The organism is Streptomyces sp. NPDC050504, from assembly GCF_044458065.1.
In the GTDB taxonomy this organism is placed as follows: Bacteria; Actinomycetota; Actinomycetes; order Streptomycetales; family Streptomycetaceae; genus Streptomyces.
Genome location: NZ_JBITHO010000004.1, coordinates 608,249 through 634,773 on the forward strand (window position 1 = coordinate 608,249; position 26,525 = coordinate 634,773).

General features: G+C 69.4%; 21 protein-coding genes. 7 read left to right on the plus strand and 14 right to left on the minus strand.

Features of this window, described 5'->3' with window-relative positions:
• Positions 1–6: 6 nt before the first annotated feature.
• Positions 7–201 (minus strand): hypothetical protein, encoded by a 195-nt coding sequence (locus ACIBNE_RS18030; RefSeq protein WP_399272527.1) that lies wholly within the window; start codon positions 199–201, stop codon positions 7–9.
• Positions 202–358: 157 nt separating this feature from the next.
• Here ACIBNE_RS18030 and ACIBNE_RS18035 point away from each other — a divergent pair, with 157 nt between their 5' ends.
• The gene (locus ACIBNE_RS18035; RefSeq protein ID WP_399272528.1) at positions 359–2,518 is read left to right on the plus strand and encodes a prolyl oligopeptidase family serine peptidase; all 2,160 of its coding nucleotides are present in this window, start codon (positions 359–361) and stop codon (positions 2,516–2,518) included.
• Between the two features lie 58 nt (positions 2,519–2,576).
• Here ACIBNE_RS18035 and ACIBNE_RS18040 read toward each other — a convergent pair whose 3' ends face one another.
• Entirely contained in the window at positions 2,577–3,704 is a 1,128-nt protein-coding gene (locus ACIBNE_RS18040) for a hypothetical protein (RefSeq protein WP_399272530.1), read from the minus strand.
• A 352-nt stretch (positions 3,705–4,056) separates the two neighbouring features.
• Between ACIBNE_RS18040 and ACIBNE_RS18045 the strand changes: the two genes are divergently transcribed.
• From ACIBNE_RS18045 to ACIBNE_RS18070, 6 genes are all read left to right on the plus strand, one after another.
• Positions 4,057–5,091 (plus strand): ABC transporter permease, encoded by a 1,035-nt coding sequence (locus ACIBNE_RS18045; RefSeq protein ID WP_399272532.1) that lies wholly within the window; start codon positions 4,057–4,059, stop codon positions 5,089–5,091.
• Between the two features lie 45 nt (positions 5,092–5,136).
• Positions 5,137–6,942 (plus strand): ABC transporter substrate-binding protein, encoded by a 1,806-nt coding sequence (locus tag ACIBNE_RS18050; protein WP_399272534.1) that lies wholly within the window; start codon positions 5,137–5,139, stop codon positions 6,940–6,942.
• Between the two features lie 81 nt (positions 6,943–7,023).
• Positions 7,024–8,001 (plus strand): ABC transporter permease, encoded by a 978-nt coding sequence (locus ACIBNE_RS18055; protein WP_399272536.1) that lies wholly within the window; start codon positions 7,024–7,026, stop codon positions 7,999–8,001.
• A 14-nt stretch (positions 8,002–8,015) separates the two neighbouring features.
• Positions 8,016–9,059, plus strand: coding sequence for an ABC transporter ATP-binding protein (locus ACIBNE_RS18060; RefSeq protein ID WP_399272537.1), 1,044 nt, complete (start codon positions 8,016–8,018; stop codon positions 9,057–9,059).
• A 13-nt stretch (positions 9,060–9,072) separates the two neighbouring features.
• Positions 9,073–10,137, plus strand: a complete 1,065-nt coding sequence (locus ACIBNE_RS18065) for an ABC transporter ATP-binding protein (protein ID WP_399272539.1) — start codon at positions 9,073–9,075, stop codon at positions 10,135–10,137.
• Between the two features lie 134 nt (positions 10,138–10,271).
• A complete protein-coding gene (locus ACIBNE_RS18070) occupies positions 10,272–11,549 on the plus strand; it encodes a hypothetical protein (protein ID WP_399272541.1) in 1,278 nt (425 codons plus the stop codon).
• Between the two features lie 4 nt (positions 11,550–11,553).
• On the opposite strand, the gene ACIBNE_RS18075 is transcribed toward ACIBNE_RS18070, so the two are convergent.
• The 12 genes from ACIBNE_RS18075 to typA all read right to left on the minus strand — a co-directional run bounded on the left by ACIBNE_RS18075 (position 11,554) and on the right by typA (position 26,514).
• On the minus strand, positions 11,554–12,594 hold the full coding sequence (locus ACIBNE_RS18075) for an ABC transporter ATP-binding protein (protein ID WP_399272543.1): 1,041 nt from the start codon (positions 12,592–12,594) through the stop codon (positions 11,554–11,556).
• A complete protein-coding gene (locus ACIBNE_RS18080) occupies positions 12,587–13,561 on the minus strand; it encodes an ABC transporter ATP-binding protein (protein WP_399272545.1) in 975 nt (324 codons plus the stop codon). Before ACIBNE_RS18080 ends, ACIBNE_RS18075 begins: the two co-directional genes overlap by 8 nt.
• Before the next feature lie 9 nt (positions 13,562–13,570).
• On the minus strand, positions 13,571–14,548 hold the full coding sequence (locus tag ACIBNE_RS18085) for an ABC transporter permease (protein ID WP_399272547.1): 978 nt from the start codon (positions 14,546–14,548) through the stop codon (positions 13,571–13,573).
• Positions 14,541–15,464 carry an ABC transporter permease gene (locus ACIBNE_RS18090; RefSeq protein WP_399272549.1) on the minus strand — a complete coding sequence of 308 codons (924 nt, stop codon included), beginning with the start codon at positions 15,462–15,464 and terminating at the stop codon, positions 14,541–14,543. Before ACIBNE_RS18090 ends, ACIBNE_RS18085 begins: the two co-directional genes overlap by 8 nt.
• A 65-nt stretch (positions 15,465–15,529) precedes the next feature.
• Positions 15,530–17,149 (minus strand): ABC transporter substrate-binding protein, encoded by a 1,620-nt coding sequence (locus ACIBNE_RS18095; RefSeq protein ID WP_399272550.1) that lies wholly within the window; start codon positions 17,147–17,149, stop codon positions 15,530–15,532.
• Positions 17,150–18,108: 959 nt separating this feature from the next.
• Positions 18,109–18,255: a hypothetical protein gene (locus ACIBNE_RS18100; protein WP_399272552.1), complete on the minus strand. Its 147-nt coding sequence runs from the start codon at positions 18,253–18,255 to the stop codon at positions 18,109–18,111.
• Positions 18,256–18,318: 63 nt separating this feature from the next.
• Positions 18,319–19,467, minus strand: a complete 1,149-nt coding sequence (locus ACIBNE_RS18105; RefSeq protein WP_399272553.1) for an ABC transporter ATP-binding protein — start codon at positions 19,465–19,467, stop codon at positions 18,319–18,321.
• Positions 19,460–20,518, minus strand: a complete 1,059-nt coding sequence (locus tag ACIBNE_RS18110; protein ID WP_399272556.1) for an ABC transporter ATP-binding protein — start codon at positions 20,516–20,518, stop codon at positions 19,460–19,462. The genes ACIBNE_RS18105 and ACIBNE_RS18110 overlap by 8 nt, the downstream gene beginning before the upstream one ends.
• An 11-nt stretch (positions 20,519–20,529) precedes the next feature.
• Positions 20,530–21,495 (minus strand): ABC transporter permease, encoded by a 966-nt coding sequence (locus ACIBNE_RS18115; protein WP_399272558.1) that lies wholly within the window; start codon positions 21,493–21,495, stop codon positions 20,530–20,532.
• Positions 21,488–22,414 (minus strand): ABC transporter permease, encoded by a 927-nt coding sequence (locus tag ACIBNE_RS18120; RefSeq protein ID WP_399272560.1) that lies wholly within the window; start codon positions 22,412–22,414, stop codon positions 21,488–21,490. Before ACIBNE_RS18120 ends, ACIBNE_RS18115 begins: the two co-directional genes overlap by 8 nt.
• A gap of 146 nt (positions 22,415–22,560) precedes the next feature.
• On the minus strand, positions 22,561–24,201 hold the full coding sequence (locus ACIBNE_RS18125; protein WP_399272561.1) for an ABC transporter substrate-binding protein: 1,641 nt from the start codon (positions 24,199–24,201) through the stop codon (positions 22,561–22,563).
• A gap of 405 nt (positions 24,202–24,606) precedes the next feature.
• Entirely contained in the window at positions 24,607–26,514 is a 1,908-nt protein-coding gene (gene typA / locus ACIBNE_RS18130) for a translational GTPase TypA (RefSeq protein WP_399272563.1), read from the minus strand.
• Positions 26,515–26,525 lie beyond the last annotated feature (11 nt).

A 26,525-nucleotide genomic window follows, 5' to 3' on the forward strand; every position in this document is an offset into this window, starting at 1 on the left:
CCGTTCCTAGAACTTGATGTCGCCGATCATGCCCGCGACGTTCGTCGTCAGCTCGCTGATGGTCGGCGCCACGGACGAGCTGGCCAGATAGAAACCGAGAAGCGCACAGACCACCGCATGTCCTGCCTTCAGCCCTGATTTCTTGACGAGGAGGAACACGATGATCGCCAGCAGCACCACCGCCGAAATCGAGAGTGCCACGGCGGTTCACCTCCATCAGTACGGTCGGTCGTTCGGGCAGCGCACATGACGCCAGCAGGTTCATACCCACCGAGCGCTACGGATCATAACTATCCGTGCGAACGCATTGATCGGAGCACGGCAGCACGAGGGGCGCACGAGAGCTAGGTTTCCACGCATGACCTCCAGCCATCAGCTCACGTTCCCGGTCCAGTTCGCGCGGACCCAGCGCTACACCCTCGGTGCTCCCCGCTCGTTCACCGTCTCGCCGGACGGCGAACGCGTGGTCTTCCTGAGGTCGGCGTCCGGCACGGACCGGGCGAACCGCCTCTGGGTGCTCGATCTCGTGGGCGGCGCGGCGGGTGGCGAGGGCGGCGTCGAACGCGTCGTCGCGGATCCCGGGATGCTCCTCGGCGGGGTCGCGGAGGAGCTCTCCGCGCGGGAGCGGGCGCGCCGCGAGCGCAGCCGCGAGGGGTCCGCGGGGGTGGTCGGCTACGCCGTGGACGCGGCCGTCGAGCTGGCCGCGTTCGCGCTCTCGGGGCGGCTGTACGTGGCGGAGCTGCGTGCCGGGACGGCTCGTGAGCTGCTGGTTCCCGGGCCGGTCCTGGACCCCAGGCCGTCGCCCGACGGGCGCCACGTGGCGTACGTGACGGGCGGTGCGCTGCGGGTGGTGGACGCCTCGGGGGCGAGCGCGGGGGACGGCGACCGGGCGCTCGCGGAGCCGGAGGACGAGCACGTCTCCTACGGGCTCGCGGAGTTCATCGCGGCGGAGGAGATGCAGCGTTCGCGGGGGTTCTGGTGGTCGCCCGAGTCCGATCGGCTGCTGGCCGCCAGGGTGGACGACAGCCCCGTCCAACGGTGGTGGATCGCGGATCCGGCGCACCCGGACCGGGCGCCGCAGCAGATCGCGTACCCGGCTGCCGGTACGGCAAACGCCGAGGTGCGGCTGGTGCTCATCGGGCTCGACGGATCGCGGCTTGAAGTCGACTGGGACCGGGAGGGCTACCCCTATCTCGCCCAGGTCCACTGGTCCGCGTCCGGGGCGCCGCTGCTGCTGGTCCAAGCGCGCGACCAGCGCAGTCAGCTGTTCCTCGCGGTCGACACGGAGACCGGCGCGACGCGCACGGTCCATGTGGACGAGGACCCGGTATGGCTCGATCTCTTCCCCGGAGTACCGGCCTGGGCACCCGACGGAAAACTCGTCCGCATCGCGGACGAAGGGGGCGCCAGGGTGCTCGCGGTGGGCGACAGGGCCCTCACCGGAGGCTCGTTGCACCTGCGGTCGGTCCTCGACATTGGCGAAAATGATGTCTTGATCCAAGCGTCCGCGGGTGCGGACGCGGTGGTTCCGGAGACCGGCGAAATCCATGTGTACCGAGTCAACGAGCTCGGCGTGGAACGCCTTTCGGAAGGAGCGGGCGTGCACTCCGCGGTCCGGTCGGGAGCGGTGACGGTGCTCGCCTCCGCGACGCCCGACCGGCCGGGTCCGGTCGTGCGGGTGCTGCGCGAGGGCAAGCAGGTCGCGCTCGTCGCCTCGTACGCCCAGACCCCGGTGATCTCTCCCCGGCTCGAACTCACCGAGGGGGGCGCACGGCGGATTCCGTGCGCCGTGCTGCTCCCCCGCGGGTACGCGGAGGCGGACGGCCCGCTCCCCGTGCTGATGGACCCCTACGGAGGCCCGCACGGACAGCGCGTGCTGGCCGCGCACAATCCGCACCTCACCTCCCAGTGGTTCGCGGACCAGGGCTTCGCGGTGGTCGTCGCGGACGGCCGGGGCACCCCGGGCCGCTCCCCCGGCTGGGAGAAGGCGATCAAGGACGATCTGACGGTGGTGCTCGACGACCAGGTCGACGCGCTGCGCGCGCTGGCCGAGCGGTACCCGCTGGACCTGTCGCGGGTCGCGATCAGGGGCTGGTCGTTCGGCGGCTGGCTGGCGGGGCTCGCGGCGCTGCGCAGGCCCGACGTCTTCCACGCAGCGGTGGTGGGCGCGCCGGTCACCGACCAGGAGATGTACGACACCCACTACACGGAGCGGTACCTCGGCATGCCGGACGAGCGGCCCGAGGTCTACGCGCGCAGCTCGCTGGTGCGGGACGGGCGGCTGACGGAGGCGGCGGAGCCCGCCCGGCCGATGATGCTGGTCCACGGCTTCGCCGATGACAACGTCGTCATGGCGCACACGCTGCGGCTCTCCTCCGCGCTGCTCGCGGCGGGCCGGGCGCACGAGGTGCTGCCGCTGTCGGGGGTGACGCACATGACGCCGCAGGAGCAGGTCGCGGAGAACCTGCTCCTGCTCCAGGCCGACTTCCTCAAGCGCTCGCTGGGCCTGACGGGCTGACGGAACTTACGGAACTTACGGACCTGACGGACCCGACGGTCCGCCGTCCGCCTCGCCGCTACCAGCCCGGCGGCGGCGAGGAGGGCGGCGGCGGGGCCCCGTGGCCGCCGCCGGGGCCGTAGCCGGGGGCGGGCGGGGCCTGCGGCGGGTAGCCGTACCCCGGGCTCGGGCCGTATCCGCCGGGAGCGCCGTACCCGCCGGGGGCGCCGTACCCACCGCCGTACCCACCGCCGAAGCCGCCGTAGCCGCCGGGCCCCTGGTAGGGCGCCTCGCCGGGCCGACCCAGCGCCAGCAGGAGCAGCCCGCCCGCCACGACGTAGAAGAACGAGGTGGCGACGCTCAGCTGGAGCGAGGTGTCGGCCTCCCCGAAGTGGTCGAACACCTCGTACTTCGTGTACAGCGAGACCGAGACGATGCCGTCCAGCAGGACGACGACCGCCGCGACCATGCCCAGCGGGCGCGAGAAGGAGGCCCGCCGCGCGCTGCCGACCGCCGCGACGGCGCACAGCGCGGCCAGTGCGATCGTCGCCCAGCCGAAGGGCGGCTGGAGCAGCGTCTGGACGCTGGACTCGCCGCCGAAGAGGCGGTCGCCGTAGTCCAGGCGCCCCTCGTACCTGTCCTCGTAGAGGTAGAGGGAGTACGCCTCCCAGGCGACGCGCACGAGGGCGAGCGCGCCGAGCAGCAGCAGGCCGAGGGCCGCGACGCCCTGGCTCGGCCGGGTCGGCGGCCGCTCGTAGGAGTCGAAGGCCGGCCTGCGTCCGCCCATGCCGGTGACGATCAACGCGATTCCTCCGGCGAGCATCACGAACACGCAGATCAGCGCGGTGCTGCGGAGGTCGTCCGCCGCCCGGCGCTCCATCCACGACGAGCTGATGTTCCAGAGGCCCGGCAGCCGCAGCGCGACGGTGACGGCGCCCGCGGCGACGAGGGCGGACGCGGCGACCGTCGAGCGGACGGCGGCGACGGCGACGCCCAGGTACACGAGCAGGAGGGCCGGTTCGACGACGGACGTGGCGGGCAGTGCCTGGAGCGATTCCATGCGCCGTACGTCACCGGCCCAGAACCAGAACAGCTCGTCGAGTCCGTCGACTTCCGACAGGTCCCGGACGATCCAGCCCGCCGATATCGCGGCCAGTGCCGCACAGATGATTGATCCGGTCGTTCGAGCACCCCGTGTGAGTATCACGGGTCAGATCCTCCCCGCGTGACGCGTGTTCAACAACCCCCGCGGTGACCGATCGCGACCGGGCGGCGGCGCGGAGCGACCAGCACGGCCGTACGCTGTCCAGCCCCGCCGGTCCGCATATCGGTACCGAGTCGATCAAGTTGCCCGCACGTTAACGATATTGATACGGATAAGTCGAGAAATGCCGACCGGTCCGCCCGTCGGTCAAGCACGCGACCACGACGATCCGCACAATCTTCGCTCAAGATGCGCAGGCGTCCGCCGCCTTCCCGTTCCTGGCTCTTGACTCGCGCGGAGCGCCGTCGACACAGTCCATTCATCCCGAACAACTACGGGCGGGGGACTTTCCACGATGACCAGTCCGTCTCAGGCTGCGGCAACGGGAATTGATGCATCATCCACCGGTCCCGGCCTCGTGCCGGACCCCGCGGGAAAGGACGCCGAGAAACTGGCGGGCCGCTCCCCCGGGCAGTTGATGTGGCGCCGCTTCAAACGCGATCGAACCGGAGTGGTCTCCGCCGGTGTCGTGCTGTTCTTCCTCGCGGTCGCCGCACTCGCCCCGGTGATCTCCTGGGCGTACGGGAAGAACCCCACCACCACCTACGGCCTGGACAGACCCGGGCTGCTCAATGAGTTCTTCTATCCCGTCAAACCCAACGGCGGCATCGACGGGGAATTCTGGTTCGGCCTGGAACCGACGCTCGGGCGCGACGTCTTCACGCAATTGATCTACGGAATAAGGACCTCGCTGGCGATCGCCACCGTGACCACCGTGCTCTGTGTGGTCACCGGAATTCTGGTCGGGGTGACCGCCGGATACCTGGGCGGTCGCACGGACTACTTCCTGGGCCGGTTCATCGATCTTCTGATGGCTTTCCCCGCCCAGCTCTCCTTCGTCGCCTTCACGCCCGTCGTGTACGCGCTCTTCGTCAGCTCGGAACGCGAGACCCCCACGTATCTGCGGGTGGTCACGCTGATCATCGTGATGTGGGCGCTGGGCTGGATGGCGCTCGCGCGGCTGCTGCGCGGGCAGGTGCTCAGCCTGCGCGAACGGGAGTTCATCGAGGCGGCCCGGATTTCCGGCGCCTCGCCCTGGCGGATCATCCGCAAGGAGCTGCTGCCGAACCTGTGGACGCCGATCCTCGTCCAGTCGACGCTGATGCTGCCCGCCTTCGTGACGATCGAGGCCGGGCTCTCCTTCCTGGGCGTGGGCATCGTCGAGCCGACCCCCGACTGGGGCCGGATGTTCAAGGACGGCGCCCGCTACTACCAGGACGACATCACCTACATGTTCTTCCCGGGCATCGCGATGGTGGTCTTCGTGGTCGCCTTCAATCTGCTCGGCGACTCGCTCCGGGACGCCTTCGACCCCAAGTCCCGCTCCTGACCCGCACGTTCGCGAAACACCGACGGAACAGGCAGGTGTCCAGTCATGCGTACGGCATCAATCGGGAACCGGGGGCGGCTGGCCGTCGTCGCCCTGGCCGCGGGGGCCCTGGCGCTCTCCGCGTGCAGCAGCGGCGGAGGGGGCGGCGACAAGGACAAGGACAGCGGAGCCACGGGCCCCGACAAGAACAAGGCCGCCAACTACAGCATCGGCAACGCCGCCGACTCGACGGGCCCCGCGCCCGAGCTCGCGGGCGCCAAGAAGGGCGGCACGGTCAACGTGCTGCAACTCGACGCCTTCAACTACCTCGACCCGGCCGAGATCTACTACGCCGACACCCTCACCCACTCGCTGCTCTACAACCGCTCGCTCACCGGCTACAAGATCGACGCCAAGGGCAGGGTGACCCTCGTCGGCGACCTGGCCACCGACCCGGGCAAGCCGTCGGACGGCGGCAGGACCTGGACGTACACCCTGAAGAAGGGGCTGAAGTGGGAGGACGGCACTCCCATCACCTCGGCCGACGTGCGCCAGAGCGTGGAGCGGCTGTACGCCGACTGGGCGTCGGACGGCCCGATGTACGTGCCGCAGTGGCTCTCCGGCGCCGGCCAGGAGTTCCGCAAGGCGCTGCCGGGCGGCCCCGCCAAGGGCAGGCACCTGCCCGCGTCCGTGCTGGACACGCCCGACCCGCAGACCGTGGTCTTCCACTTCAAGGCCCCGCACCCGGACGCCCCGTACGCGATGGCGATGCCCAACATCGGTGCCGTGCCCGCCGCTCCCGGCAAGGACACCGGGGTGAAGTACAACAACCGGCCGATGGCGAGCGGGCCCTACAAGTTCGCCGAGATCAAGCCCGGCAAAACGATTTCCCTGGTGCGCAACGAGAACTGGGACCCCAAGACGGACCCGATCCGCCACCAGTACGTCGACGAGTTCCAGATCGACTTCGGGATCCAGGAGTCCGACATGACGCGGCGGATCCTCGCCGACCGGGGCTCCGACAAGACGGCCATGTCCTTCTCCAACGCGGTGACCACGGACACCGCGCAGGCCGTGCTCGCCGACAAGGCCGCCAAGTCCCGGACGTTCCAGGAGATCCAGCCGTACGAGGACTACATGGCGATCAACACGCGGCGGATCAAGGACAAGCGGGTGCGCCAGGCCATCGCGTACGCGCTGCCCAGCGGACAGATCCTGGCGCAGGTCGGCGGCAGGACCGGCGGCGTGGTGGCGGGCAACCTGATGTCGCCCTCGCTCGCGGGGTGGCAGGACACCGACCCGTTCGGCAAGAAGAAGTTCCCCGGCGGCGACATCGCCAAGGCCAAGAAGCTGCTGGAGGAGGCGAACGCGGTCGGCACCACGCTGGTCTACGCGTACAAGAACGACGAGATCTACCAGAAGGTCTCCGTGGTGGTCACGCAGGCGCTGGAGCGGGCCGGGTTCAAGGTGGAGAAGAAGGAGATCGACGGGGACAACCTGCGCGACGAGATCTCCAAGGTCGACAAGAAGATCGACATCCACCGGGCCTCGTGGGGCGCGGACTGGCCGGTCGGCTCGACCGTCGTACCGCCCCTGTTCGACGGCCGGTTCATCACCGACGGCTCGCAGAACTACTGGCTGCTCAACGACCCCGAGGTCAACAAGGAGATCGACCGGATCAACGCGGTGCAGGACGTCGACCAGGCGGCGCCGCAGTGGTTCAAGCTCTCCGAGAAGATCCTCACCGAGGACGTCCCCGCGGTGCCGATCTTCTACAACCAGCAGTACTCGATCTGGGGTTCGGGCCTCGGCGGGGTGAAGTACCACTCCGTCTACGGCACGGCCGATCCGACGTCCGTCTTCGTGAAGTAGCCGGCGTCCGCCCTTCGTGCAGCAGCGGTGCCGCCCGCCGGATCCGGCGGGCGGCACCCCGGACCGGGAGAACCCCGCCGCATGCTCCGATTCCTCGTCCGCAGGACGCTCGGCGCCAGCGTCATCATCCTGCTGATCAGCGCCATCACCTTCTTCCTCTTCTTCGCGCTGCCCTCGCAGCCCGCGATGCTCTCCTGCGGCAAGAACTGCGACCCGGCCGCGATCGAGATCATCAACCGGAACCTCGGGCTCGACGACCCGGTGCCCGTGCAGTACTGGCACTACCTCGTCGGGATCTTCGCGGGCCGCGACTTCGACCTCGGCGACTGCCCCGCGCCCTGTCTCGGCTACTCCTTCAAGGACCAGAACCTCGTCTGGGAGACCATCGTCGACCGCTATCCGACGACGCTCTCGCTCGCGGTCGGCGGGGCCGTCGTCTTCCTCGTCGTCGGCGTCGGCATCGGCATGATCGCGGCGGCGCGCCGCGGCACGCTCGTCGACAAGACGTTCTCCTCGCTTTCGCTGGTCGCCAACTCCCTGCAGATCTACTTCGTCGGCACGATCGCGCTGTGGCTGCTGGTCGACTCGACGGGCATCCTCAGCAGGCCCGCGTACACCCCGATCACCGAGGACCCGGTGAAGTGGTTCTCCGGGATGCTGCTGCCCTGGCTGATCATCTCGATCGTCTTCGTCGCCAACTACAGCCGCATGACGCGCTCCCAGATGGTCGAGCAGCTGGGCGAGGAGCACGTGCGCACGGCGCGGGCGAAGGGGATGAGCAGACGGACGGTCTTCTTCCGGTACGCCTGGCGCGGGGCGATGGCGCCGATCGTCACGATCCTCGGCATCGACATCGGCTCGCTCTTCGGCGGCGCGATGATCACCGAGTTCACCTTCACGCTGCACGGGCTCGGGCGGCTCGCGGTGCAGTCGGTCACCGACAAGGACCTGCCGATGCTGATGGGCGTGATGCTCGTCAGCTGTACGGCGATCGTGCTGGCCAACATCGTCGTCGACGCCCTGTACGCATTCATCGACCCGCGCGTGCGGCTGGCCTAGGGGGCGGCACCGACATGACCACGACCACCGGGGACCCGGGAGCCGGGCCGTTCCTCTCCGTACGCGACCTGTACGTGCGCTTCGACACCGAGGACGGTCTCGTCAGGGCCGTCGACGGGGTCTCCTTCGACCTGGAGCGCGGGCGGACGCTGGGGATCGTCGGCGAGTCCGGCAGCGGGAAGTCCGTGACGAACCTGTCCGTGCTCGGCCTGCACGACCCGCGCACCACGCACACGCGCGGCGAGATCCTGCTGGACGGGCAGGAGATGACCGGCGCGACCGAACGCACGCTGGAGCGGCTGCGCGGCAACAAGGTCGCGATGATCTTCCAGGACTCGCTGACCGCGCTCTCCCCGTACTACACGGTGGGCCGACAGATCTCGGAGCCGTACCGCAAGCACACCGGGGCGTCCCGCAAGGAGGCGTGGGAGCGGGCGGTGGCGATGCTGGGGAAGGTCGGCATCCCGCAGCCCGCGCTGCGCGCGAAGGACTATCCGCACCAGTTCAGCGGGGGGATGCGGCAGCGCGCGATGATCGCGATGGCGCTGGTGTGCGATCCGCGGCTCTTGATCGCGGACGAGCCGACGACGGCGCTGGACGTGACGGTCCAGGCGCAGATCCTGGACCTGCTGCACGACCTCCAGCAGGAGTTCGGCTCGGCGATCATCCTGATCACGCACGACCTGGGGGTGGTCGCCAACACGGCCGACGACCTGCTGGTGATGTACGCGGGGCGGGCGGTGGAGCGGGGCACGGTGCGGGACGTGCTGCGCGAGCCCCGGCATCCGTACACCTGGGGGCTGCTGGCCTCCATGCCGCGCCTGGAGTCGGACGTGGCGGTGCCGCTGGCGCCGATCCCGGGCGCTCCGCCGAGCCTGCTGGCGCCGCCGCCCGGCTGCCCGTTCCACCCCCGGTGCGCGTTCGTGTCGGAGGTGGGCGGGGACCGGTGCGCGAGCGAGCGGCCGGTGCTGGCGGAGGGGCGGTCGGCGGCGTGCCACCTGAGCGCGGAGCAGAAGCGGACGCTCTTCGACGAGCGGATCAGGCCGAGGCTGGGATGAGGGAGTGCGGAGCATGAGCGAGGTGTTGCTGGAGGCCAGCGGGCTGACCAAGCACTTCCCCGTGATGGGCGGCTTTCCGTTCCGGCGGCGGGTGGGCGCGGTGCAGGCGGTGGACGGCGTCGACCTGGTGGTGCGGGAGGGCGAGAGCTTCGGGCTGGTGGGCGAGTCGGGGTGCGGGAAGTCGACGACGGGCAGGCTGCTGACGCGGCTGGCCGAGCCGACGGCGGGGAAGATCACGTACGCGGGGCGGGACATCACGCACGCGGGGCGCAAGGAGCTGGCGCCGGTCCGCTCCGAGATCCAGATGATCTTCCAGGACCCCTACTCCTCGCTGAACCCCCGCCAGACGGTCGGCAAGATCATCTCGGCCCCGATGGAGATCAACGGGATCGACCCGAAGGGCGGACGCGAGGCACGGGTCCGCGAACTCCTGGAGACCGTCGGCCTCAACCCCGAGCACTACAACCGCTTCCCGCACGAGTTCAGCGGCGGCCAGCGCCAACGCATCGGCGTGGCGCGCGCGTTGTCCCTGTCCCCCCGCCTGATCGTGGCGGACGAGCCGGTCTCGGCGCTGGACGTCTCCATCCAGGCGCAGGTGGTCAACCTGCTCCAGGAGCTCCAGCGGGAGCTGGGCATCGCGTTCGTCTTCATCGCGCACGACCTGGCGGTGGTGCGGCACTTCTCGCAGCGCGTCGCGGTGATGTACCTCGGCAAGATCGTGGAGGTCGGCGAGCGCGACGCGATCTACCGCCGCCCGCGCCACCCGTACACGCACGCGCTGCTCTCGGCGGTCCCCGAGGCGACGCTGGGCGCGGCGGAGGACACGGAGGGCCGCGAGCGCATCCGGCTGGCGGGCGACGTCCCGTCCCCGGTGGACCCGCCGAGCGGCTGCCGCTTCCGCACGCGCTGCTGGAAGGCGACGGAGCTGTGCGCGAGCCGGGAGCCGCCGCTGGTGCGCCTCGACGGGAACGCGGAGGGCCACCTCACGGCGTGCCACCACCCGGAGGAGCCGACGACGGAACGCGACACCCAGGTGATCCTGGATCCGGCGCTGCGGGCGGCGGAGGGGACGGAATAGGCGGGGTGGGCGGAGCGGGCGGGCGCCAGTGTCCTTGGCATATGCCAGCGCGGCGATACTGACGGGAGCACACCTCCCCCGCCGCGCCCGCAGCCGTCCCGGTCGCGGCGGCACGCCCAGAAAGGCCCCGCCCCGTGACCACCCTGCTGCCCGCCGCCCCGCCCTCGGACGGGGACCGGCCCGTTCGCGCCGGGGCGTCCCGCGCGCGGCGCGCGCCCGCCCGCTGGTGGGTGCTGCCCGTCCTGGTCGCCGTCGCCTACGTACTCCTCCAGATCGCCGGGAAGCCCTCGCTGCTCCCCGCCAACGACACCTACCGCTACGCGCGCGCCTCGCTGGAGCTGCTGGGGGACTCCCCCGAGCAGGCCCACCGGAAGGCGCTCGCCGCGTACTGCCGCGACCAGGCCGGGTACGAGGTCCGCCGCGTCCAGCTCGATCCGCTCGCGCTGGCCAGGGACGAGGTGCCGTCGGCGGCGGAGCGGGCGCGGGCCTGCCGTACGAAGTGGGCGGGCGGGCTCGCGCCCGACCACCCCAGGTACGAGCGGATCTTCGAGGTCAGGCCCGGGTTCGCGGTCGTCGCCGTGCCGTTCGTGGCCGCCGTCGGCGTCGACTCGGGGCTGCTGGTGGTCTCCGTGCTCTTCACCGTCGCGGGCGGGCTCCTCGTCTTCGCGCTGCTGCGGAGCACCGGGGTGCCCGCGCGCTTCGCGGCGGTCGGGCAGGCCGTGTACTACGCCAGCCCGATCGGCTGGTGGGGCGGGTTCGGGCTGACCGAGGGGCCCGTGCTCGCCCTGACCACGGGCGCGCTGCTGGGCGCGTGGTGGCTGGTCCGGCGGCGGCTGCTCGCCGGTTCGCTGCTGCTGGCCGGTTCGCTGGCGGCCTGTACGGCGATGAAGTACTCCGGCGCGCTCCTCGCCGCCGCCGCGCTCGCCGCCGCCGCGCTGGTGTGCCTGGTCCTCGTGGCGGGCGCCCGGCACCGGGGCACGGCCCTGGTGGCCGCGATCTCGACGGCCGCCGTGGCGGGCATCGGGCTCCTGAGCGCCGCGTACGACCTGCCCGGCAGCGCGGAGACCCTCCAGGACACCTTCACGAACCACTTCCAGCACCCCGACGTCGCCGCGCCCTGGTCGCTGCTGGCCGAGCTGAACGGCCACTTCTGGACCCAGTGGCTCCAGGAGCAGGCCCGCAGCCCCTGGCTGCTCGCCGCCCTGGCGGGCGGGGCCTGGGCACTGTTCAAGCACGACCGGGTGCTGGGCTGGCTCACCCTCGCGACGGGCGCGACCGGCATCGCCACCGAGGTCGCGCACCCGGTGGCCGGCCAGGGCGACCGGCTGATGGCCGCGGTGTGGATCGTCGCCGCGGTGGGGCTGCCGGTCCTGCTGCACCGGTTCGCACGGCAGGACCGGCCCCGCGCCTGACGGCCTACTCGGCCGGCACGACCTGCTTCTCCTCGGCGAAGTGGCACGCCGAGTCGTGTCTGGCCGGGCCCGTCGCCAGCCGGAACTCCGCGGGGACCGCCAGCTCCGGCACCTCCTGCTCGCAACGCGCCTGCGCCTTCCAGCAGCGCGTGCGGAAGCGGCAGCCCGACGGGGGGTTCGCCGGGGAGGGGACGTCGCCGGTCAGGATGATCCGCTCGCGGTGCTCGCGCGCCAGCGGGTCGGGGACCGGGACCGCGGAGAGCAGTGCCTGGGTGTACGGGTGGGTGGGGTGCTCGTAGATCTGGGCGTCGGTGCCGATCTCCACCATCCGGCCCAGGTACATGACCCCGACGCGGTCCGAGATGTGGCGGACGATCGAGAGGTCGTGCGCGATGAAGACGTAGCTCAGGGAGAACTCGTTCTGGAGGCTCTCCAGCAGGTTCACCACCTGCGCCTGCACCGAGACGTCCAGCGCGGAGACCGGCTCGTCGGCCACGATGATCTCCGGCTGGAGCGCCAGGCCGCGGGCGATGCCGATGCGCTGGCGCTGACCGCCGGAGAACTGGTGCGGATAGCGGTTGATGTACTCGGGGTTCAGGCCGACCACGTCCAGGAGGTCCTGGACCTTGCGGCGGCGGTCGCCCTTCGGGGCGACCTCGGGGTGGATCTCGTACGGCTCCCCGATGATGTCGCCGACCGTCATGCGCGGGTTCAGCGAGGTGTACGGGTCCTGGAAGACCATCTGGATGTTGCGGCGGACGGCCTTGAGCGCGCGGCCCGACAGCTTGGTGATGTCCTCGCCCTTGTAGCGGATCTCCCCGGCCGTGGGCTGCTCCAGGTTGACCAGCATCTTGGCGACCGTGGACTTGCCGCAGCCCGACTCGCCGACGATGCCCAGCGTCTCGCCCGCGCCCAGGTCGAAGTCGACGCCGTCGACCGCCTTGACCGCGCCGACCTGCTTCTTGAAGAGGATGCCCTGGGTCAAGGGGTAGTGCTTGACCAGGCCCCGCACCTGAAGGATGGGTTCGGCACCGGAGTCAGCCATCGAGCGTCTCCTTCCAGAAGTGGCACGCGCTGCGGCGGCCGTCGGCCACTTCCGCGAGCGGCGGGACGTCGGTGCGGCACACGTCCCTGGCCATCGGACAGCGCGGGTTGAAGGCGCAGCCCGCGGGGATCTTGAGCAGGTTGGGCGGCAGGCCCTTGATCGCGTACAGCTCCTGGCCCTTCTGGTCCAGGCGCGGGATCGAGTCGAGGAGCCCGCGGGTGTACGGGTGGGCGGGGGCCTTGTAGATCTCGTGGACGGGGGCGGTCTCGACGATGCGGCCCGCGTACATCACGGCGATCTTGTCCGCGACGTCGGCGACGACGCCGAGGTCGTGGGTGATCAGGATCAGGCCCATGTTCAGTTCGCGCTGGAGCTCCGCGAGCAGGTCCATGACCTGGGCCTGGACGGTCACGTCGAGCGCGGTCGTCGGCTCGTCCGCGATGATCAGGGACGGCTCCAGGGCGAGCGCCATCGCGATCATGATGCGCTGGCGCATGCCGCCGGAGAACTGGTGCGGGTACTGGCCCACCCGTTCCTTGGCCGCCGGGATGCGGACCCGGTCCATCAGCTCGACGGCCTTGGCCCTGGCGTCCTTCTTGGACATGCCCCGGTGCACGATGAACATCTCGCCGAGCTGTTCGCCGACGCTGAGGACCGGGTTCAGCGAGGAGAGCGCGTCCTGGAAGACCATCGCCATCTCGGCGCCCCTGATCTTCCGCCGCTCGTCCTCCTTGAGCTTCAGCAGGTCCTTGCCCTTGAAGAGGATCTCGCCGCCCGCGATCCGGCCCGGCGGCACGTCGAGGATCCCCATGACGGCCTGCGCGGTCACCGACTTGCCGGAGCCGGACTCGCCGAGCACGGCCAGCGTCTCGCCCGCGTCGACCGAGTAGTTGACGCCGTTGACGGCCTTGGCGACCCCGTCTCTCGTACGGAACTCGACCTGTAGATCGCGTACTTCGAGCAGCATGAGCGTCGCCTACCTGAGCTTGGGGTCGAGGGCGTCGCGCACCGCGTCGCCGAGCATGATGAACGCCAGCACGGTGACCGCCAGCGCGCCGGAGGGCCAGAGCACCATGTGGGGCGCGTTGCGGATGTACGGGGCGGCCGACGAGATGTCGATGCCCCAGGAGACCGCGGGCGGCTTGAGGCCGACGCCCAGGAAGGAGAGCGTCGCCTCCAGCGCGATGTACGTGCCGAGCGCGATGGTCGCCACGACGATGACCGGGGCGATCGCGTTGGGCGCCACGTGGCGCAGCAGCATCCGGGAGTCGGAGGCGCCGAGCGCGCGGGCGGCCTGCACGTAGTCGTTCTGTTTGGCGGTGATGACCGAGCCGCGCGCGATGCGGGCGATCTGCGGCCAGCCCAGCAGGATGATGAAGCCGATCACCGGCCAGACGGTGGTGGAGGTGATCACGGAGAGGATCACCAGGCCGCCAAGGACGACCGGGATGCCGAAGAAGATGTCGGTGATCCGGGAGAGCAGGGTGTCCCAGAAGCCGCCGTAGAACCCGGCGAGCCCGCCGAGCACCGAGCCGAGCAGGGCGACGCCGACCGTGGCGCAGACGCCGACGGTGACCGATGCGCGCGCCCCGTACACGACCCGGGTGTAGACGTCGCAGCCCTGCTGGTTGTAGCCCATCGGGTGGCCGGGCTCCGAGCCCCGCTGGGCCTTGCCGAGGTCGCAGGTGAGCGGGTTGCCCGAGGCGAGCAGCGAGGGCCAGATGGAGATGACGACCAGGAAGAGGATGACCAGGCCCGAGACGATGAAGATCGGGTTGCGGCGCAGGTCGCGCCAGGCGTCCGACCAGAGCGAGCGGGGCTTGTCCGACGGCCCCTGGCCGCCGGCGCCCGGTCCCTTGTCGAGCGTCTCGGCCTCGCTGGTCGCGAGGTCCATGGCGGCGCCCGCCCCGGTCGCGGCGATGGCGCCGTCGTCTGGTGTCTGCGGTTCAGGCATACCGGATCCTCGGGTCGAGTACGGCGTAGAGGAGGTCGACGATCAGGTTCGCCGCCAGGAAGATCAGCACGAGGATGGTCACGAAGCCGACCACGGTCTGGGTGTTCTGACGGAGGATGCCCTGGTAGAGCTGGTAGCCGACGCCGTGGATGTTGAAGATGCGCTCGGTGACGATGGCGCCGCCCATCAGGGCGCCGATGTCGGTGCCGATGAAGGTGACCACCGGGATGAGGGAGTTGCGCAGCAGGTGCCGGGTGATGATCCGGCGCCTGGGCAGTCCCTTGGCGACGGCGGTGCGGACGTAGTCGGCGCGGGCGTTCTCGGCGACCGAGGTGCGGGTGAGCCGGGTGACGTACGCCAGGGAGACCGAGGCGAGGACGAGGCCGGGCACGATCAGTTCGTCCAGGGGGGCGCCGTTGGAGACGGCGGGCTTGATGACCTCCCACTTGACGCCGAGGAAGAGCTGGACGACGAGGCCGGTGACGAAGGTCGGCACGGAGATGACGACCAGGGTCAGCAGCAGCACGGTGGTGTCGATCGGCCGCCCGCGCTTGAGTCCGGTGAGCACGCCGAGCGTGATGCCGATGACGATCTCGAAGACGATGGCGACCAGGGTGAGGCGGATGGTGACGGGGAAGGCCGTGGACATCAGCTCGGTGACCGGCTGTCCGTTGAAGGAGGTGCCGAAGTCACCGGTGAAGACGTTGCCCATGTAGGTCAGGTATTGGTGCCACACGGACTTGTCGAGGCCGAACTCCTTCTTGAGCTGGGCCGCCGTCGCGGGGTCGCACTGCCGGTCGCCGCAGAGGCCCGCGACGGGGTCGCCCATCACGTTCACCATCAGGAAGATCAGCAGCGTCGTGCCGAAGAAGACCGGGATCATCTGTAGCAGACGCCGGATCACGTACCGTCCCATGAAGGGCTCCGGGGGCTAGCGGGGCGCGGGCGCCCGGAGGTGTCCGGACGCCCGCGCCCCTGGCGTCAGTTGACCTTGATCTCGTTGTAGACCGGAACGCTGAACGGGTTGAGGGCCACGTTCGACAGCCGGCTGGACCAGCCCGCGCTGCCGTTCTGGTACCAGAGCGGGATGCCGGCCATCTGGTCGGCGACGACCTTCTCGGCCTGCTGGTAGCCGGTGACGGCCTTCTTGGTGTCGGACTCGGCGTTGGCCTTGTCCATCAGGTCGTCGAACTCCTTGCTGGTCCACTTGCCGTCGTTGGACGAGGCGTTGGTGTAGTACGTGGGCTGGAGGAAGTTCTGGATGAGCGGGTAGTCCATCTGCCAGCCCGCCCGGAAGGGGCCGGTCATCTTCTGCGTGGAGACCTGGCTGCGGTAGTCGGCGAAGGTGCCGACGGGGTTGCCGACGCAGGCCTTGTCGTTGCCGAGCGCGTTGTTGATGGAGTTGCAGACGGCGTCGACCCAGTCCTTGTGGGAGCCGGTGTCGGCGTTGTACGAGATCTTCAGCTGGCCGCCGGGGATGCCGCCGCCCTCGGTGATCAGCTTCTTGGCCCCGGCCGCGTCGTACTCGCAGGCGTCGCCGCACAGCCCGGCCCGGTAGCCGCCCTCCTCCTTGAGGACCGGGGAGGTCCAGTCGGTGGCGGGGGTGCGGGTCTTGGCGAAGATCGTGTCGGTGATCTGCTGGCGGTTGATCGCCATGGACAGGCCCTTGCGGACCTTCACCGCGCCCGGGGTGTTCCACTCGGGGCGGTAGAAGGGGAACGACAGGGTCTGGATGATGCCGGCCGGGGTGCTCAGGTAGCGGTCGCCGAGGTCGTTCTTGACGTTCTTGAGCTGGGCGGCGGGCACGTCGTCGACGAGGTCGAGGGTGCCCGCGGTCAGCGCGGTGTACGCGGTGTTGTTGTCGGTGTAGACCTTCAGGTCCACGCCCTTGTTCTGGGCCTTGTCCTCGCCCGGGTAGCCGTCCCAGGTGCGCAGGGACATCTGGGAGCCCTTGTCGTACGAGTCGATGGTGTACGGGCCGTTGCCGACGGGCTTGGACAGCCAGCCCTTGTGGTCCTTGAAGAACGCCTCGGGCAGCGGGGCGAAGGCCGCGTAGCCGAGCATGACCGGCCAGCTGGAGAACTTCTGGGTGAGCTTGACGGTGAAGGTGCGCTCCCCGGTGAGCTTGAGGCCGGAGAGGGTCTTGGCGCTGGGGTCGCCCTCGGCGGGGTGGACCTTGTCGTAGCCGTCGATGTACTCGAAGAAGTACGCGTTCTTCTGGCCGTTCTTGACGTCGGCCGCGTAGTTCCAGGCGTCGACGAAGGACTTCGCGCCGACCTTCTCGCCGTTGGAGAAGGTCCAGCCGTCCTTGACCGTGACGGTGAAGTTCTGGTCGTCCTTCGTCTCGATCTTCTCGGCGAGCATGTCCTCGGCGGCGCCGGTCTTGGGGTTGTACCGCTTGAGGCCGCGGAACAGCATGTCGAGGACCTTGCCGCCCTGCACCTCGTTGGTGTTCGCGGGCTCCAGGGGGTTCTGCGGGTCGCCCCAGGAGGAACTGACGATCCCCTCCCCGCCGCCGCTGTCCCCGCCGCCGCAGGCCGTCGCCGCGAGGGCTACGGCGACCGCGCACGCGGCCCACTTGGCGTGCCTGGCTCCACGCATGGAATTCCTCCCATATGTCCTCAGTCGTACGTAGGGCCCAATATCGCCTCGCCTTTCCGTTGCTGCATCTTTACGCCCCCCGGACGTGCACGGGGCCGCCCGGGACGGCCACGGGGCCCTCCGGGGCGGCCGCCCGGAGCGTCACGGCCCGGACGAAGCGCGCCGCGGCCGGACGCGTACGCCGGACGGAGTAAGGCCGCCGCCCGGCGGGGCCCCGCGCCTGGAGGCGGGCTCGGCCGCGCACCCCGGTCCGACACGGGCCACCCCGACCGCTACCGCGTCGGCCTCGCTGCCGGACAGCAGGAACCCGCCGACCGGTGACGGCGATGACGGACGCTCGTACAACAGCTGACCGCTAGCCTCGCGCTGATCCGCAGGGGCCGACTTCCGCACCAGGGGTCGGCCCCTCTCCACGAGAGGACCGGTCCGATGGCCGACGAAGGGCCCTTCGACATCCCCGCCCATGTCCGAAGCGCCGTAACACCCCTGAGCCAGCGGCTCGTTGTCGACCGGCACGGATCCACCGTGTGGGACGTACAGGCTCCCGACGGCCGCTTCGCGGTGAAGTTGGGCTACCCCACCCGGACGCATTCCTGGACTGCCCTCGCCCCCGCTCGCGAAGCCACGATCCTGCGGCAGCTCATCCCCGAAGAGGTCCGCTTCGGCGAGTGGGAGAAGGGCACGTCGAGTGCGCAGCCGTGGCGGGAGGGCGAATCCCTCTACGCCCTGTGGGAGCCCCACCGGCACGCGACAAAACCGGCGGCCCCCCGCATCGGCGACGCGCTGTCCTGTGCCGCCGCACTGGCCGACCTGCACGGACGGGGTTGGACCCACGGTGACGTGCAGCCCTACCACTTCCTCCTGGGCCCCGCCGGAACCTTCCTCATCGACCTGGGGCTCGCGCGAGGCGGCGAGGTCCCCGCGGCCTACGCCTTCCCGTACCGGGGCTGCCTGGTCCACTACGAGGCCCCGGAGATCTCGCGGAGCGTCCTGGAGAGCGGGGCCGCCGTACCGACGCCGGAAGCGGACGTGTACGCGCTGGGCGCGTCGTTCTTCCTCTCCGCCACGAAGTCCGCACGGCCCTGGAGGGCGCCGCGTAGGCGCATACGGCGGTGGGCCGCCGCTCCCCGTAGGGAACGACGGCCCACCGATACGCGCACAGCGCGGTGTTACGCCGCGTGCACGACGTCCTTCTCCTCGGCGAAGTGGCACGCCGACTCGTGCGCGGCCGGCGAGTCCGAGCTCTTGAACCGCTCCGGGATCGCGAGCAGCGGAATCTCCTCCGCGCACTTGTCCTGCGCCTTCCAGCACCGCGTACGGAAGCGGCAGCCGGACGGCGGGTTCGCCGGGGACGGGACGTCACCGGTGAGGATGATCCGCTCGCGGCCCTCGCGCATGGACGGGTCCGGGACCGGGACCGCCGACAGCAGCGCCTGGGTGTAGGGGTGCGTCGGGTGGTCGTAGATCTGCGCGTCCGTGCCGATCTCGGCCATCTTGCCGAGGTACATGACCCCGACCCGGTCCGAGATGTGCCGCACGATCGACAGGTCGTGCGCGATGAAGAGGTAGGAGAGGTTGAACTCGTCCTGGAGCTTCTCCATCAGGTTGATGACCTGCGCCTGCACCGACACGTCGAGCGCGGAGACCGGCTCGTCGCAGATGATGATCTCGGGGTTCAGGGCCAGGCCGCGGGCGATGCCGATGCGCTGGCGCTGACCGCCGGAGAACTGGTGCGGGTAGCGGTTGATGTACTCGGGGTTCAGGCCGACGACGTCCAGGAGCTCCTGGACCTTCCTGCGGCGGTCGCCCTTGGGCGCCACCTCGGGGTGGATGTCGAACGGCTCCCCGATGATGTCGCCGACCGTCATGCGCGGGTTCAGCGAGGTGTACGGGTCCTGGAACACCATCTGGATGTTGCGGCGGACCGCCTTCAGCGCGCGCCCGGACAGCTTGGTGATGTCCTGGCCCTTGTAGAAGACCTCGCCCGCGGTCGCCGTCTCCAGCGTCATCAGCAGCTTGGCGACGGTGGACTTGCCACAGCCGGACTCGCCGACGATGCCCAGCGTCTCGCCCTGGTAGAGGTCGAAGGAGACCCCGTCCACGGCCTTGACGGCGCCGATCTGCTTCTTGAAGAGGATGCCCTGGGTCAGCGGGAAGTGCTTGACCAGGTTGCGCACCTGGAGGATCGGCTCCCCGCGGTCGACCTTGGCGTCGAGCGCCGCGATCGCGGCGGTCTCGGAGGCGGCCTCGACCGTCTCGACCTCGGTGACGTTCGGGGTCGCGTCCACGGCGTCGTCCTTCTTGTTCAGCTCAGCCATGGATCGTCTCCTTCCAGAAGTGGCACGCGCTTCCGCGGCCCGGCAGTTCACGGCCGTCCTGCTCGGTGACCGGCGTCAGCTTCGGGATCTCGGTCCGGCAGAGGTCCGTGGCCTTGGGGCAGCGCGGGTTGAAGGCGCAGCCCGTGGGGATCTTGAGCAGGTTGGGCGGCAGGCCCTTGATCGCGTAGAGCTCCTGGCCCTTCTGGTCCAGGCGCGGGATCGAGTCGAGCAGACCGCGGGTGTACGGGTGGGCCGGGCGCTTGTAGAGCTCGTCCACCGGGGCGGTCTCGACGATGCGGCCCGCGTACATCACGGCGATCTTGTCCGCGACGTCGGCGACGACGCCGAGGTCGTGGGTGATCAGGATCAGACCCATGTTGTACTCGCGCTGGAGCTCCGCGAGCAGGTCCATGACCTGCGCCTGAACGGTCACGTCGAGCGCCGTGGTGGGCTCGTCCGCGATGATCAGGTCGGGCTCCAGGGCGAGCGCCATCGCGATCATGATGCGCTGGCGCATGCCGCCGGAGAACTGGTGCGGGTAGTCGTCGACCCGGGCGGCGGCCGCCGGGATCTTGACCTTGTCCATCAGCTCGATGGCCTTGGCCTTGGCCTCCTTCTTGGAGAGGCCCTGGTGCACCCGGTACATCTCGCCGAGCTGGTAGCCGACCGAGAGGACGGGGTTCAGCGAGGAGAGCGCGTCCTGGAAGATCATCGCGATCTTCTGGCCGCGGATCTTCCGCCGCTCCTCGTAGGACATGGTGAGCATGTCCTCGCCGCGGTACAGGATCTGGCCCTGCGGGATCTTGCCGGGCGGCATGTCCAGGATGCCCATGATCGCCTGCGCGGTCACGGACTTGCCGGAGCCGGACTCGCCGAGCACGGCGAGGGTCTCGCCGGCGCTCACGGAGTAGTTGACTCCGTTGACCGCCTTGGCGACACCGTCACGGGTGTGGAACTCGACGTGCAGGTCGCGCACTTCGAGCAGCGGCTGCGTGCCGTCGTCGCCCGCACCGGGCGAGGGGGCGCTGCTGGTCTTTTCGATGGTGGTCACGTACGCCCTCCTCAGCGCAGCTTCGGGTCGAGGGCGTCGCGGACCGCGTCGCCCAGCATGATGAACGCGAAGACCGTGAGGCTGAGCATGCCGGCCGGGAAGAGCAGCACATGCACGTTGTTACGGATCTCTTCACTGCCCGACGAGATGTCGATGCCCCACGAGATGGTCGGGTCGGCGAGACCCAGGCCCAGGTAGGACAGCGTCGCCTCGGCGGAGATGAAGCCGCCGAGCGCGATCGTGGCGACGACGATGGTCGGGGCGAGCGCGTTGGGCAGCACGTGGCGGAAGAGCATCCGGCTGGTGCTGGCGCCGAGCGCGCGGGCCGCGGTCACGTAGTCCGCCTGCTTCGCGGTGATCACCGACGCCCTGGTCACGCGGCAGATCGAGGTCCAGCCGAGGAAGGCGAGGGCCGCGATCACCACGTACACCTTGCGCTCGGAGAAGGCGTTCAGGACGACCATCGTGCCGAGCAGGAAGGGCAGGCCGAAGAAGATGTCCGTGATGCGGGAGATGATCGAGTCGATCCAGCCGCCGAAGTAGCCGGCGACGAGGCCCAGCAGACCGCCGATGAGGGTGATCGCGATGGTCACGCCGACGCCGACGAGGATCGAGGCGCGGGTGCCGTAGATGACGCGGGCGTAGATCGACCGGCCCTGGGTGTCGTAGCCGAACCACTCGGGCTGGAAGAACTTCCCCAGCTCCGGCTTGCTCAGGTAGTGGTTCGTCAGGTCGCCGGCGCGCGGGTCGGCGCTGGTGAACAGGCCCGGCCAGGCCGCGATCAGCAGCAGCAGCGCGAGCAGCGAGGCCGCGACCCAGAACATCGGGCGGTGGCGCAGGTCGTACCAGGCGTCGCCCCACAGGCCGCGGGGCTTGCCCTGCTTCTCCGGGGCCGCGGGGGCGGCGGCCGGGTCGGCCTTCGGCGGGGCCACGGTGTCGACGGCCGCGTCGGTCTTGGACTTGGTCACGTCAGGCATACCGGATCCTCGGGTCCAGGACCGCGTACAGCAGGTCGACAATCAGGTTGATCAGCAGGATCACCAGCACGAACACGGTGACCACACCGACGATGGTGGAGCCCTCGCGCTGCTGGAGCGCCCGGTACAGCAGGTTGCCGACGCCCTGGACGTTGAAGATGCCCTCGGTGACGACCGCGCCGCCGATGAAGGCGCCGACGTCCGTGCCCACGAAGGTGACGACCGGGATCAGCGAGTTGCGCAGCAGGTGCACGCCGACGATGCGGCGGCGGGGCAGGCCCTTGGCCAGCGCGGTGCGCATGTAGTCGGCACGCAGGTTCTCCGCGAAGGTGGTGCGGGTCAGGCGTGCCACGTACGCCATGGAGAGCATGGCGAGGACGAACCCTGGCAGGAACAGCTGCGTGATGTCGTTCGAGTCTTCGACGTTGGGCGCGACCCAGCCGAGTGTGTCGGCGAAGAAGAAGCGCGCGAGGTAGCCGAGGATGAAGACCGGGATCGAGATGACGACCAGCGTGAACAGCAGCACGCCGGTGTCCGGGGCCTTGCCCGCCTTGAGGCCGGCCCAGGCGCCGAGGCCGAGGCCCACGATCAGCTCGATGACCAGCGCGACGATGGTGAGCCGGATGGTGACCGGGAACGCCCGGGACATCTCGTCCCAGACCGGCCGGCCGCCGAAGGTCTCGCCGAAGTTGAGCTGGAACAGGTTGCCCATGTAATCCAGGTACTGCATGGGCAGCGACTTATCGAGCCCGAACTTGTGACGCAGCTCCGCGACCTGTGCGGGGTCGGCCGCCTTGTCACCCCACATCGCCCGGATGGGGTCACCGGGAAGGATGTGGACCATAAGGAAAATCAACAGAGTGGTCCCGAGGAACACCGGGATCATCTGGAGCAGTCGCCTAGCGACGTAGCGCCCCATCATGCCTCCATGCCGTGAGGGGTCGGCGGCGGCCAGCGCGGATTCTCCGCCTCAGGGTGGTGGGGGGAGAGTTGACGGGCCTACGCCTGCGGGCCGGTGCCGCCGTCCTCGCACGGGCGACGGCACCGGCCTGCTGGTCCTGAAACTTACTTCTTGGCCTTGACCTGGACTTCGGTGAAGAGCGGGTCACCGTCCTGGCCGTACGGGATCTTGCCGAAGACCTTCTTCGACTGGCCCGAGTTGACCTTGTAGAACCAGAGCGGGATGGAAGGCATGTTGGCCTTCAGGAGCTGCTCGGCGTCCTGGTACATCTTGACGGTCTCTTCGAGGGTCTTCGCCTTGTCGGCCTTGGCCGTCAGGGCGTCGAACTCCTTGTTGGAGTAGCCGGAGGTGTTGCCGGCCGCCGTCGTGCCGTACAGGTCGCGCATGAAGTTCGAGTTGACCGGGTAGTCGAGCACCCAGCCGCCGCGGTACATGGACTTGACCTTCTTGCCGTCACGGGCGTTCAGGTCGGTCGCGAAGTCCGGCTTCGAGTCGCCGATGCACTCGACCTGGGTGGCCTGGCGGATCGAGTTGCAGACCGCGTCGACCCACGCCTTGTGCGGCTGGTCGGCGTTGAACTGGATCGAGATCTTGTTGCCCGGGACGCCGCCGCCCTCGGCGATGAGGGCCTTGGCCTTCGCCGGGTCGTACTTGACGACGTCGCCCAGCGCGCCGGCCTTGTACCCGAGGACGCCGCGGGCGACGTAGGAGTCGGCCGGGCTACGGGTGCCGTTGAGGACGGTCTTCGTGATCGTGTCACGGTCGATCGCCATCGACAGGCCCTGGATGACCTTCGGGTTGATGTTCTTGAACTGCGGCGTGTAGAACGCCGGGACGATCGACTGGACCGCGGAGTACTCCTGGTCGATCGCGCGGTCGCCGAGGTCCTGCTTGTAGTTCTTCAGCGAGGTGACCGGAACCTGCTCGATCCAGTCCAGCTGGTCCGAGCGGAGCGCGGAGTACGCGGCGTCGGCGGTGGTGTAGTTCTTGAAGTCGATGCCACCGTTCTTGGCCTTGTTGGGCCCGGTGTAGCCGTCGAACTTGCGAACCTTGATCAGCTTGTTGTGGTCCCACGAGACGAACTTGTAGGGGCCGTTGCCGATCGGCTTCTGGCCGGCGGCCTTCGGGTCCTTGAAGAACGCCTCGGGCAGCGGGGACCACACGTCGTAGCCGAGCTTGTACGCGAAGTACGAGACCGGACCGTTCAGGGTGATCGAGAAGGAGTTCTCGTCGAGAACCTTCAGACCCTCCATCTCGGTCTTCTTCGGGGCGCCCTTCTCCGGGTGGACGTCGGCGTAGCCCTTGATGTCCTGGAACCAGCTGGAGTTGGTCTGGTTGTTCTTGGTGTTGGCCGACCAGTTCCACGAGTCCACGTAGGACTTCGCGGTGACCGGGGTGCCGTCGTGGAACTTCCAGCCCGGCTTCAGCTTGACGGTCCACACGGACGAGTCCGCGTTCGGCGTCACCGACTCGGCGTTGACCATCTGGAGCTTGCCGGTGCCCGGCTCGTAGTCGACGAGACCCGAGAAGAGGGCGCGCAGCACGCGGCTGCCCTGGCTCTCCTTGGCGTTCGCCGGCTGCAGCGGGTTCTGCGGCTCGCTCAGCTGGGCGACCAGAATCCCGTTCGGGTCGGCCTTGCCCTCGTTCATGTCGTTGCCGCTGTCCTTGCCGCCACCACAGGCGGTCGCAGCCAGGGCGACGACGATCGCACCCGCGACCCACTTGGCGCTCTTGGCACCGCGCATGGGTTCCTCCTCATGAGTCCACTTGTCACTACAAGAGGGGCACAGGGAAGAAAGCCGACACCCCTGACGGCGATCTTGTTCGGTGCCCCGAGTGTGCTCGTGAGTCGGCACTCCCCACAGTGCGTGACCCATTGACCCGAGCTCAATGGAGCCAACTATTAAGTACGTCCGGGCCGTAAACCACACTTAAAGGGTCTCGTTTTGACAACATCACCTACCCCTTGGTGCCCGAAATCCGGACAAAGCGATCACAGACAGACGCCCCCGAAACGGACCGTTACCGCATGTTCCGGAGAGCGATAACCGAATACCGGACGTCGGGCGGGCTAAACCCGGTTGACGAAAGGCCGGGGCCCCCGCAACGTCTGCGGGGGCCCCGGCCCTGAGCTACTGGCGAGTAGCGCGTCAGTTGTGCTTGGCGCGCGACGCGGCGCGACCGCGCTCCTTCTGGTCCAGGACGACCTTGCGGATGCGCACGGCCTCCGGGGTCACCTCGACGCACTCGTCGTCGCGGCAGAACTCCAGGGACTGCTCCAGGGAGAGCTTGCGCGGCGGCACGATCGCCTCGAAGGAGTCGGCGGAGGAGGAGCGCATGTTGGTGAGCTTCTTCTCCTTGGTGATGTTCACGTCCATGTCGTCGGAGCGCGAGTTCTCACCGACGATCATGCCCTCGTAGACCTCGGTGCCCGGGTCGGTGAAGAGCACGCCGCGCTCCTGGAGGTTGGTCATCGCGAAGGCGGTGACGGCGCCCGCGCGGTCGGCGACCAGCGAACCGTTGTTACGGGTCGTCAGGGTGCCGAACCACGGCTCGTGGCCCTCGTGGATGGAGTGGGCGATGCCCGTGCCGCGGGTGTTGGTCAGGAACTCCGTACGGAAGCCGATGAGGCCGCGGGAGGGCACCACGAACTCCATGCGGACCCAGCCGGAGCCGTGGTTCGACATGTTGTCCATGCGGCCCTTGCGGACGCCCATGAGCTGCGTGACGGCGCCCATGTGCTCCTCGGGCACGTCGACGGTCATGCGCTCGACGGGCTCGTACGTCTTGCCGTCGACCTGCTTGGTGACCACCTGCGGCTTGCCGATGGTCAGCTCGAAGCCCTCGCGGCGCATCTGCTCGACCAGGATGGCCAGCGCCAGCTCGCCGCGGCCCTGCACCTCCCAGGCGTCGGGGCGCTCGGTGTCCAGGACGCGGAGCGAGACGTTGCCGACGAGCTCGCGGTCCAGCCGGTCCTTGACCTGGCGGGCGGTGACCTTGCGGTCCTTGACCGCGGCCTTGGCGTCCGCGCCCTTGCCCGAGCCGCCGCGGCCGACCAGCGGCGAGGTGTTCGTGCCGATGGTCATGGAGATCGCGGGCTCGTCGACCGTGATCAGCGGCAGCGCGATCGGGTTCTCCGGGTCGGCCAGCGTCTCGCCGATCATGATGTCCGGGATGCCGGCGACGGCGCAGATGTCACCGGGGCCCGCCACCTCGGCGGGCTTGCGGGTGAGCGCCTCGGTCATCATCAGCTCGGAGATGCGCACGTTGGAGACCGTGCCGTCGCGCTTGATCCACGCGACCGTCTGGCCCTTGCGCAGCTCGCCCTGCTCGACGCGGAGCAGCGCGATGCGGCCGAGGAAGTTGTCGGCGTCGAGGTTGGTGACGTGGGCCTGGAGCGGGGCCTCCTCGTCGTACGCCGGGGCCGGGACGTGCTCCAGGATCGTGGAGAAGAACGGCTCCAGGCTGGTGGAGTCGGCCGGGACGGTGCCGTCCTCGGGCTTGGTGAGGGACGCGATGCCGTCACGGCCGCACGCGTAGACGATCGGGAACTCGATCTGGTCCTCGTCGGCGTCCAGGTCGAGGAAGAGGTCGTAGGTCTCGTTGACGACCTCGTCGATGCGGGAGTCCGGGCGGTCCGTCTTGTTGATGCAGAGGATGACGGGCTTGCGCTGCATCAGGGCCTTGCGCAGCACGAAGCGGGTCTGCGGCAGCGGGCCCTCGGAGGCGTCCACCAGCAGCACGACGGCGTCGACCATCGACAGACCGCGCTCGACCTCGCCACCGAAGTCGGCGTGGCCGGGGGTGTCGATGATGTTGATCGTGATGGGCGCCCCGCCGTCCTTGGGGTGGTACTTCACCGCCGTGTTCTTGGCGAGGATCGTGATGCCCTTCTCACGCTCCAGGTCGTTCGAGTCCATGACGCGGTCGTCGACGGACTCCAGCTGGTGGGCGGCGAACGCCCCCGCCTGCTTGAGCATGGCGTCGACGATGGTCGTCTTGCCGTGGTCGACGTGGGCGACGATGGCGACGTTACGGATGTCGTGGCGCGTGGGCATGCTGGCTAGCG

Excerpts from the sequence above, each read along its gene's own strand:
- ACIBNE_RS18090 (WP_399272549.1), bottom strand. The coding sequence starts at position 15,464 with ATGGGACGGTACGTGATCCGGCGTCTGCTACAGATGATCCCGGTCTTC.
- typA (WP_399272563.1), bottom strand. The coding sequence starts at position 26,514 with ATGCCCACGCGCCACGACATCCGTAACGTCGCCATCGTCGCCCACGTC.
- ACIBNE_RS18050 (WP_399272534.1), top strand. The coding sequence starts at position 5,137 with ATGCGTACGGCATCAATCGGGAACCGGGGGCGGCTGGCCGTCGTCGCC.
- ACIBNE_RS18035 (WP_399272528.1), top strand. The coding sequence starts at position 359 with ATGACCTCCAGCCATCAGCTCACGTTCCCGGTCCAGTTCGCGCGGACC.
- ACIBNE_RS18125 (WP_399272561.1), bottom strand. The coding sequence starts at position 24,201 with ATGCGCGGTGCCAAGAGCGCCAAGTGGGTCGCGGGTGCGATCGTCGTC.
- ACIBNE_RS18075 (WP_399272543.1), bottom strand. The coding sequence starts at position 12,594 with ATGGCTGACTCCGGTGCCGAACCCATCCTTCAGGTGCGGGGCCTGGTC.
- ACIBNE_RS18055 (WP_399272536.1), top strand. The coding sequence starts at position 7,024 with ATGCTCCGATTCCTCGTCCGCAGGACGCTCGGCGCCAGCGTCATCATC.
- ACIBNE_RS18095 (WP_399272550.1), bottom strand. The coding sequence starts at position 17,149 with ATGCGTGGAGCCAGGCACGCCAAGTGGGCCGCGTGCGCGGTCGCCGTA.
- ACIBNE_RS18105 (WP_399272553.1), bottom strand. The coding sequence starts at position 19,467 with ATGGCTGAGCTGAACAAGAAGGACGACGCCGTGGACGCGACCCCGAAC.
- ACIBNE_RS18100 (WP_399272552.1), bottom strand. The coding sequence starts at position 18,255 with ATGCGCCTACGCGGCGCCCTCCAGGGCCGTGCGGACTTCGTGGCGGAG.
- ACIBNE_RS18065 (WP_399272539.1), top strand. The coding sequence starts at position 9,073 with ATGAGCGAGGTGTTGCTGGAGGCCAGCGGGCTGACCAAGCACTTCCCC.
- ACIBNE_RS18045 (WP_399272532.1), top strand. The coding sequence starts at position 4,057 with ATGACCAGTCCGTCTCAGGCTGCGGCAACGGGAATTGATGCATCATCC.
- ACIBNE_RS18115 (WP_399272558.1), bottom strand. The coding sequence starts at position 21,495 with ATGCCTGACGTGACCAAGTCCAAGACCGACGCGGCCGTCGACACCGTG.
- ACIBNE_RS18085 (WP_399272547.1), bottom strand. The coding sequence starts at position 14,548 with ATGCCTGAACCGCAGACACCAGACGACGGCGCCATCGCCGCGACCGGG.
- ACIBNE_RS18060 (WP_399272537.1), top strand. The coding sequence starts at position 8,016 with ATGACCACGACCACCGGGGACCCGGGAGCCGGGCCGTTCCTCTCCGTA.
- ACIBNE_RS18080 (WP_399272545.1), bottom strand. The coding sequence starts at position 13,561 with ATGCTGCTCGAAGTACGCGATCTACAGGTCGAGTTCCGTACGAGAGAC.
- ACIBNE_RS18120 (WP_399272560.1), bottom strand. The coding sequence starts at position 22,414 with ATGGGGCGCTACGTCGCTAGGCGACTGCTCCAGATGATCCCGGTGTTC.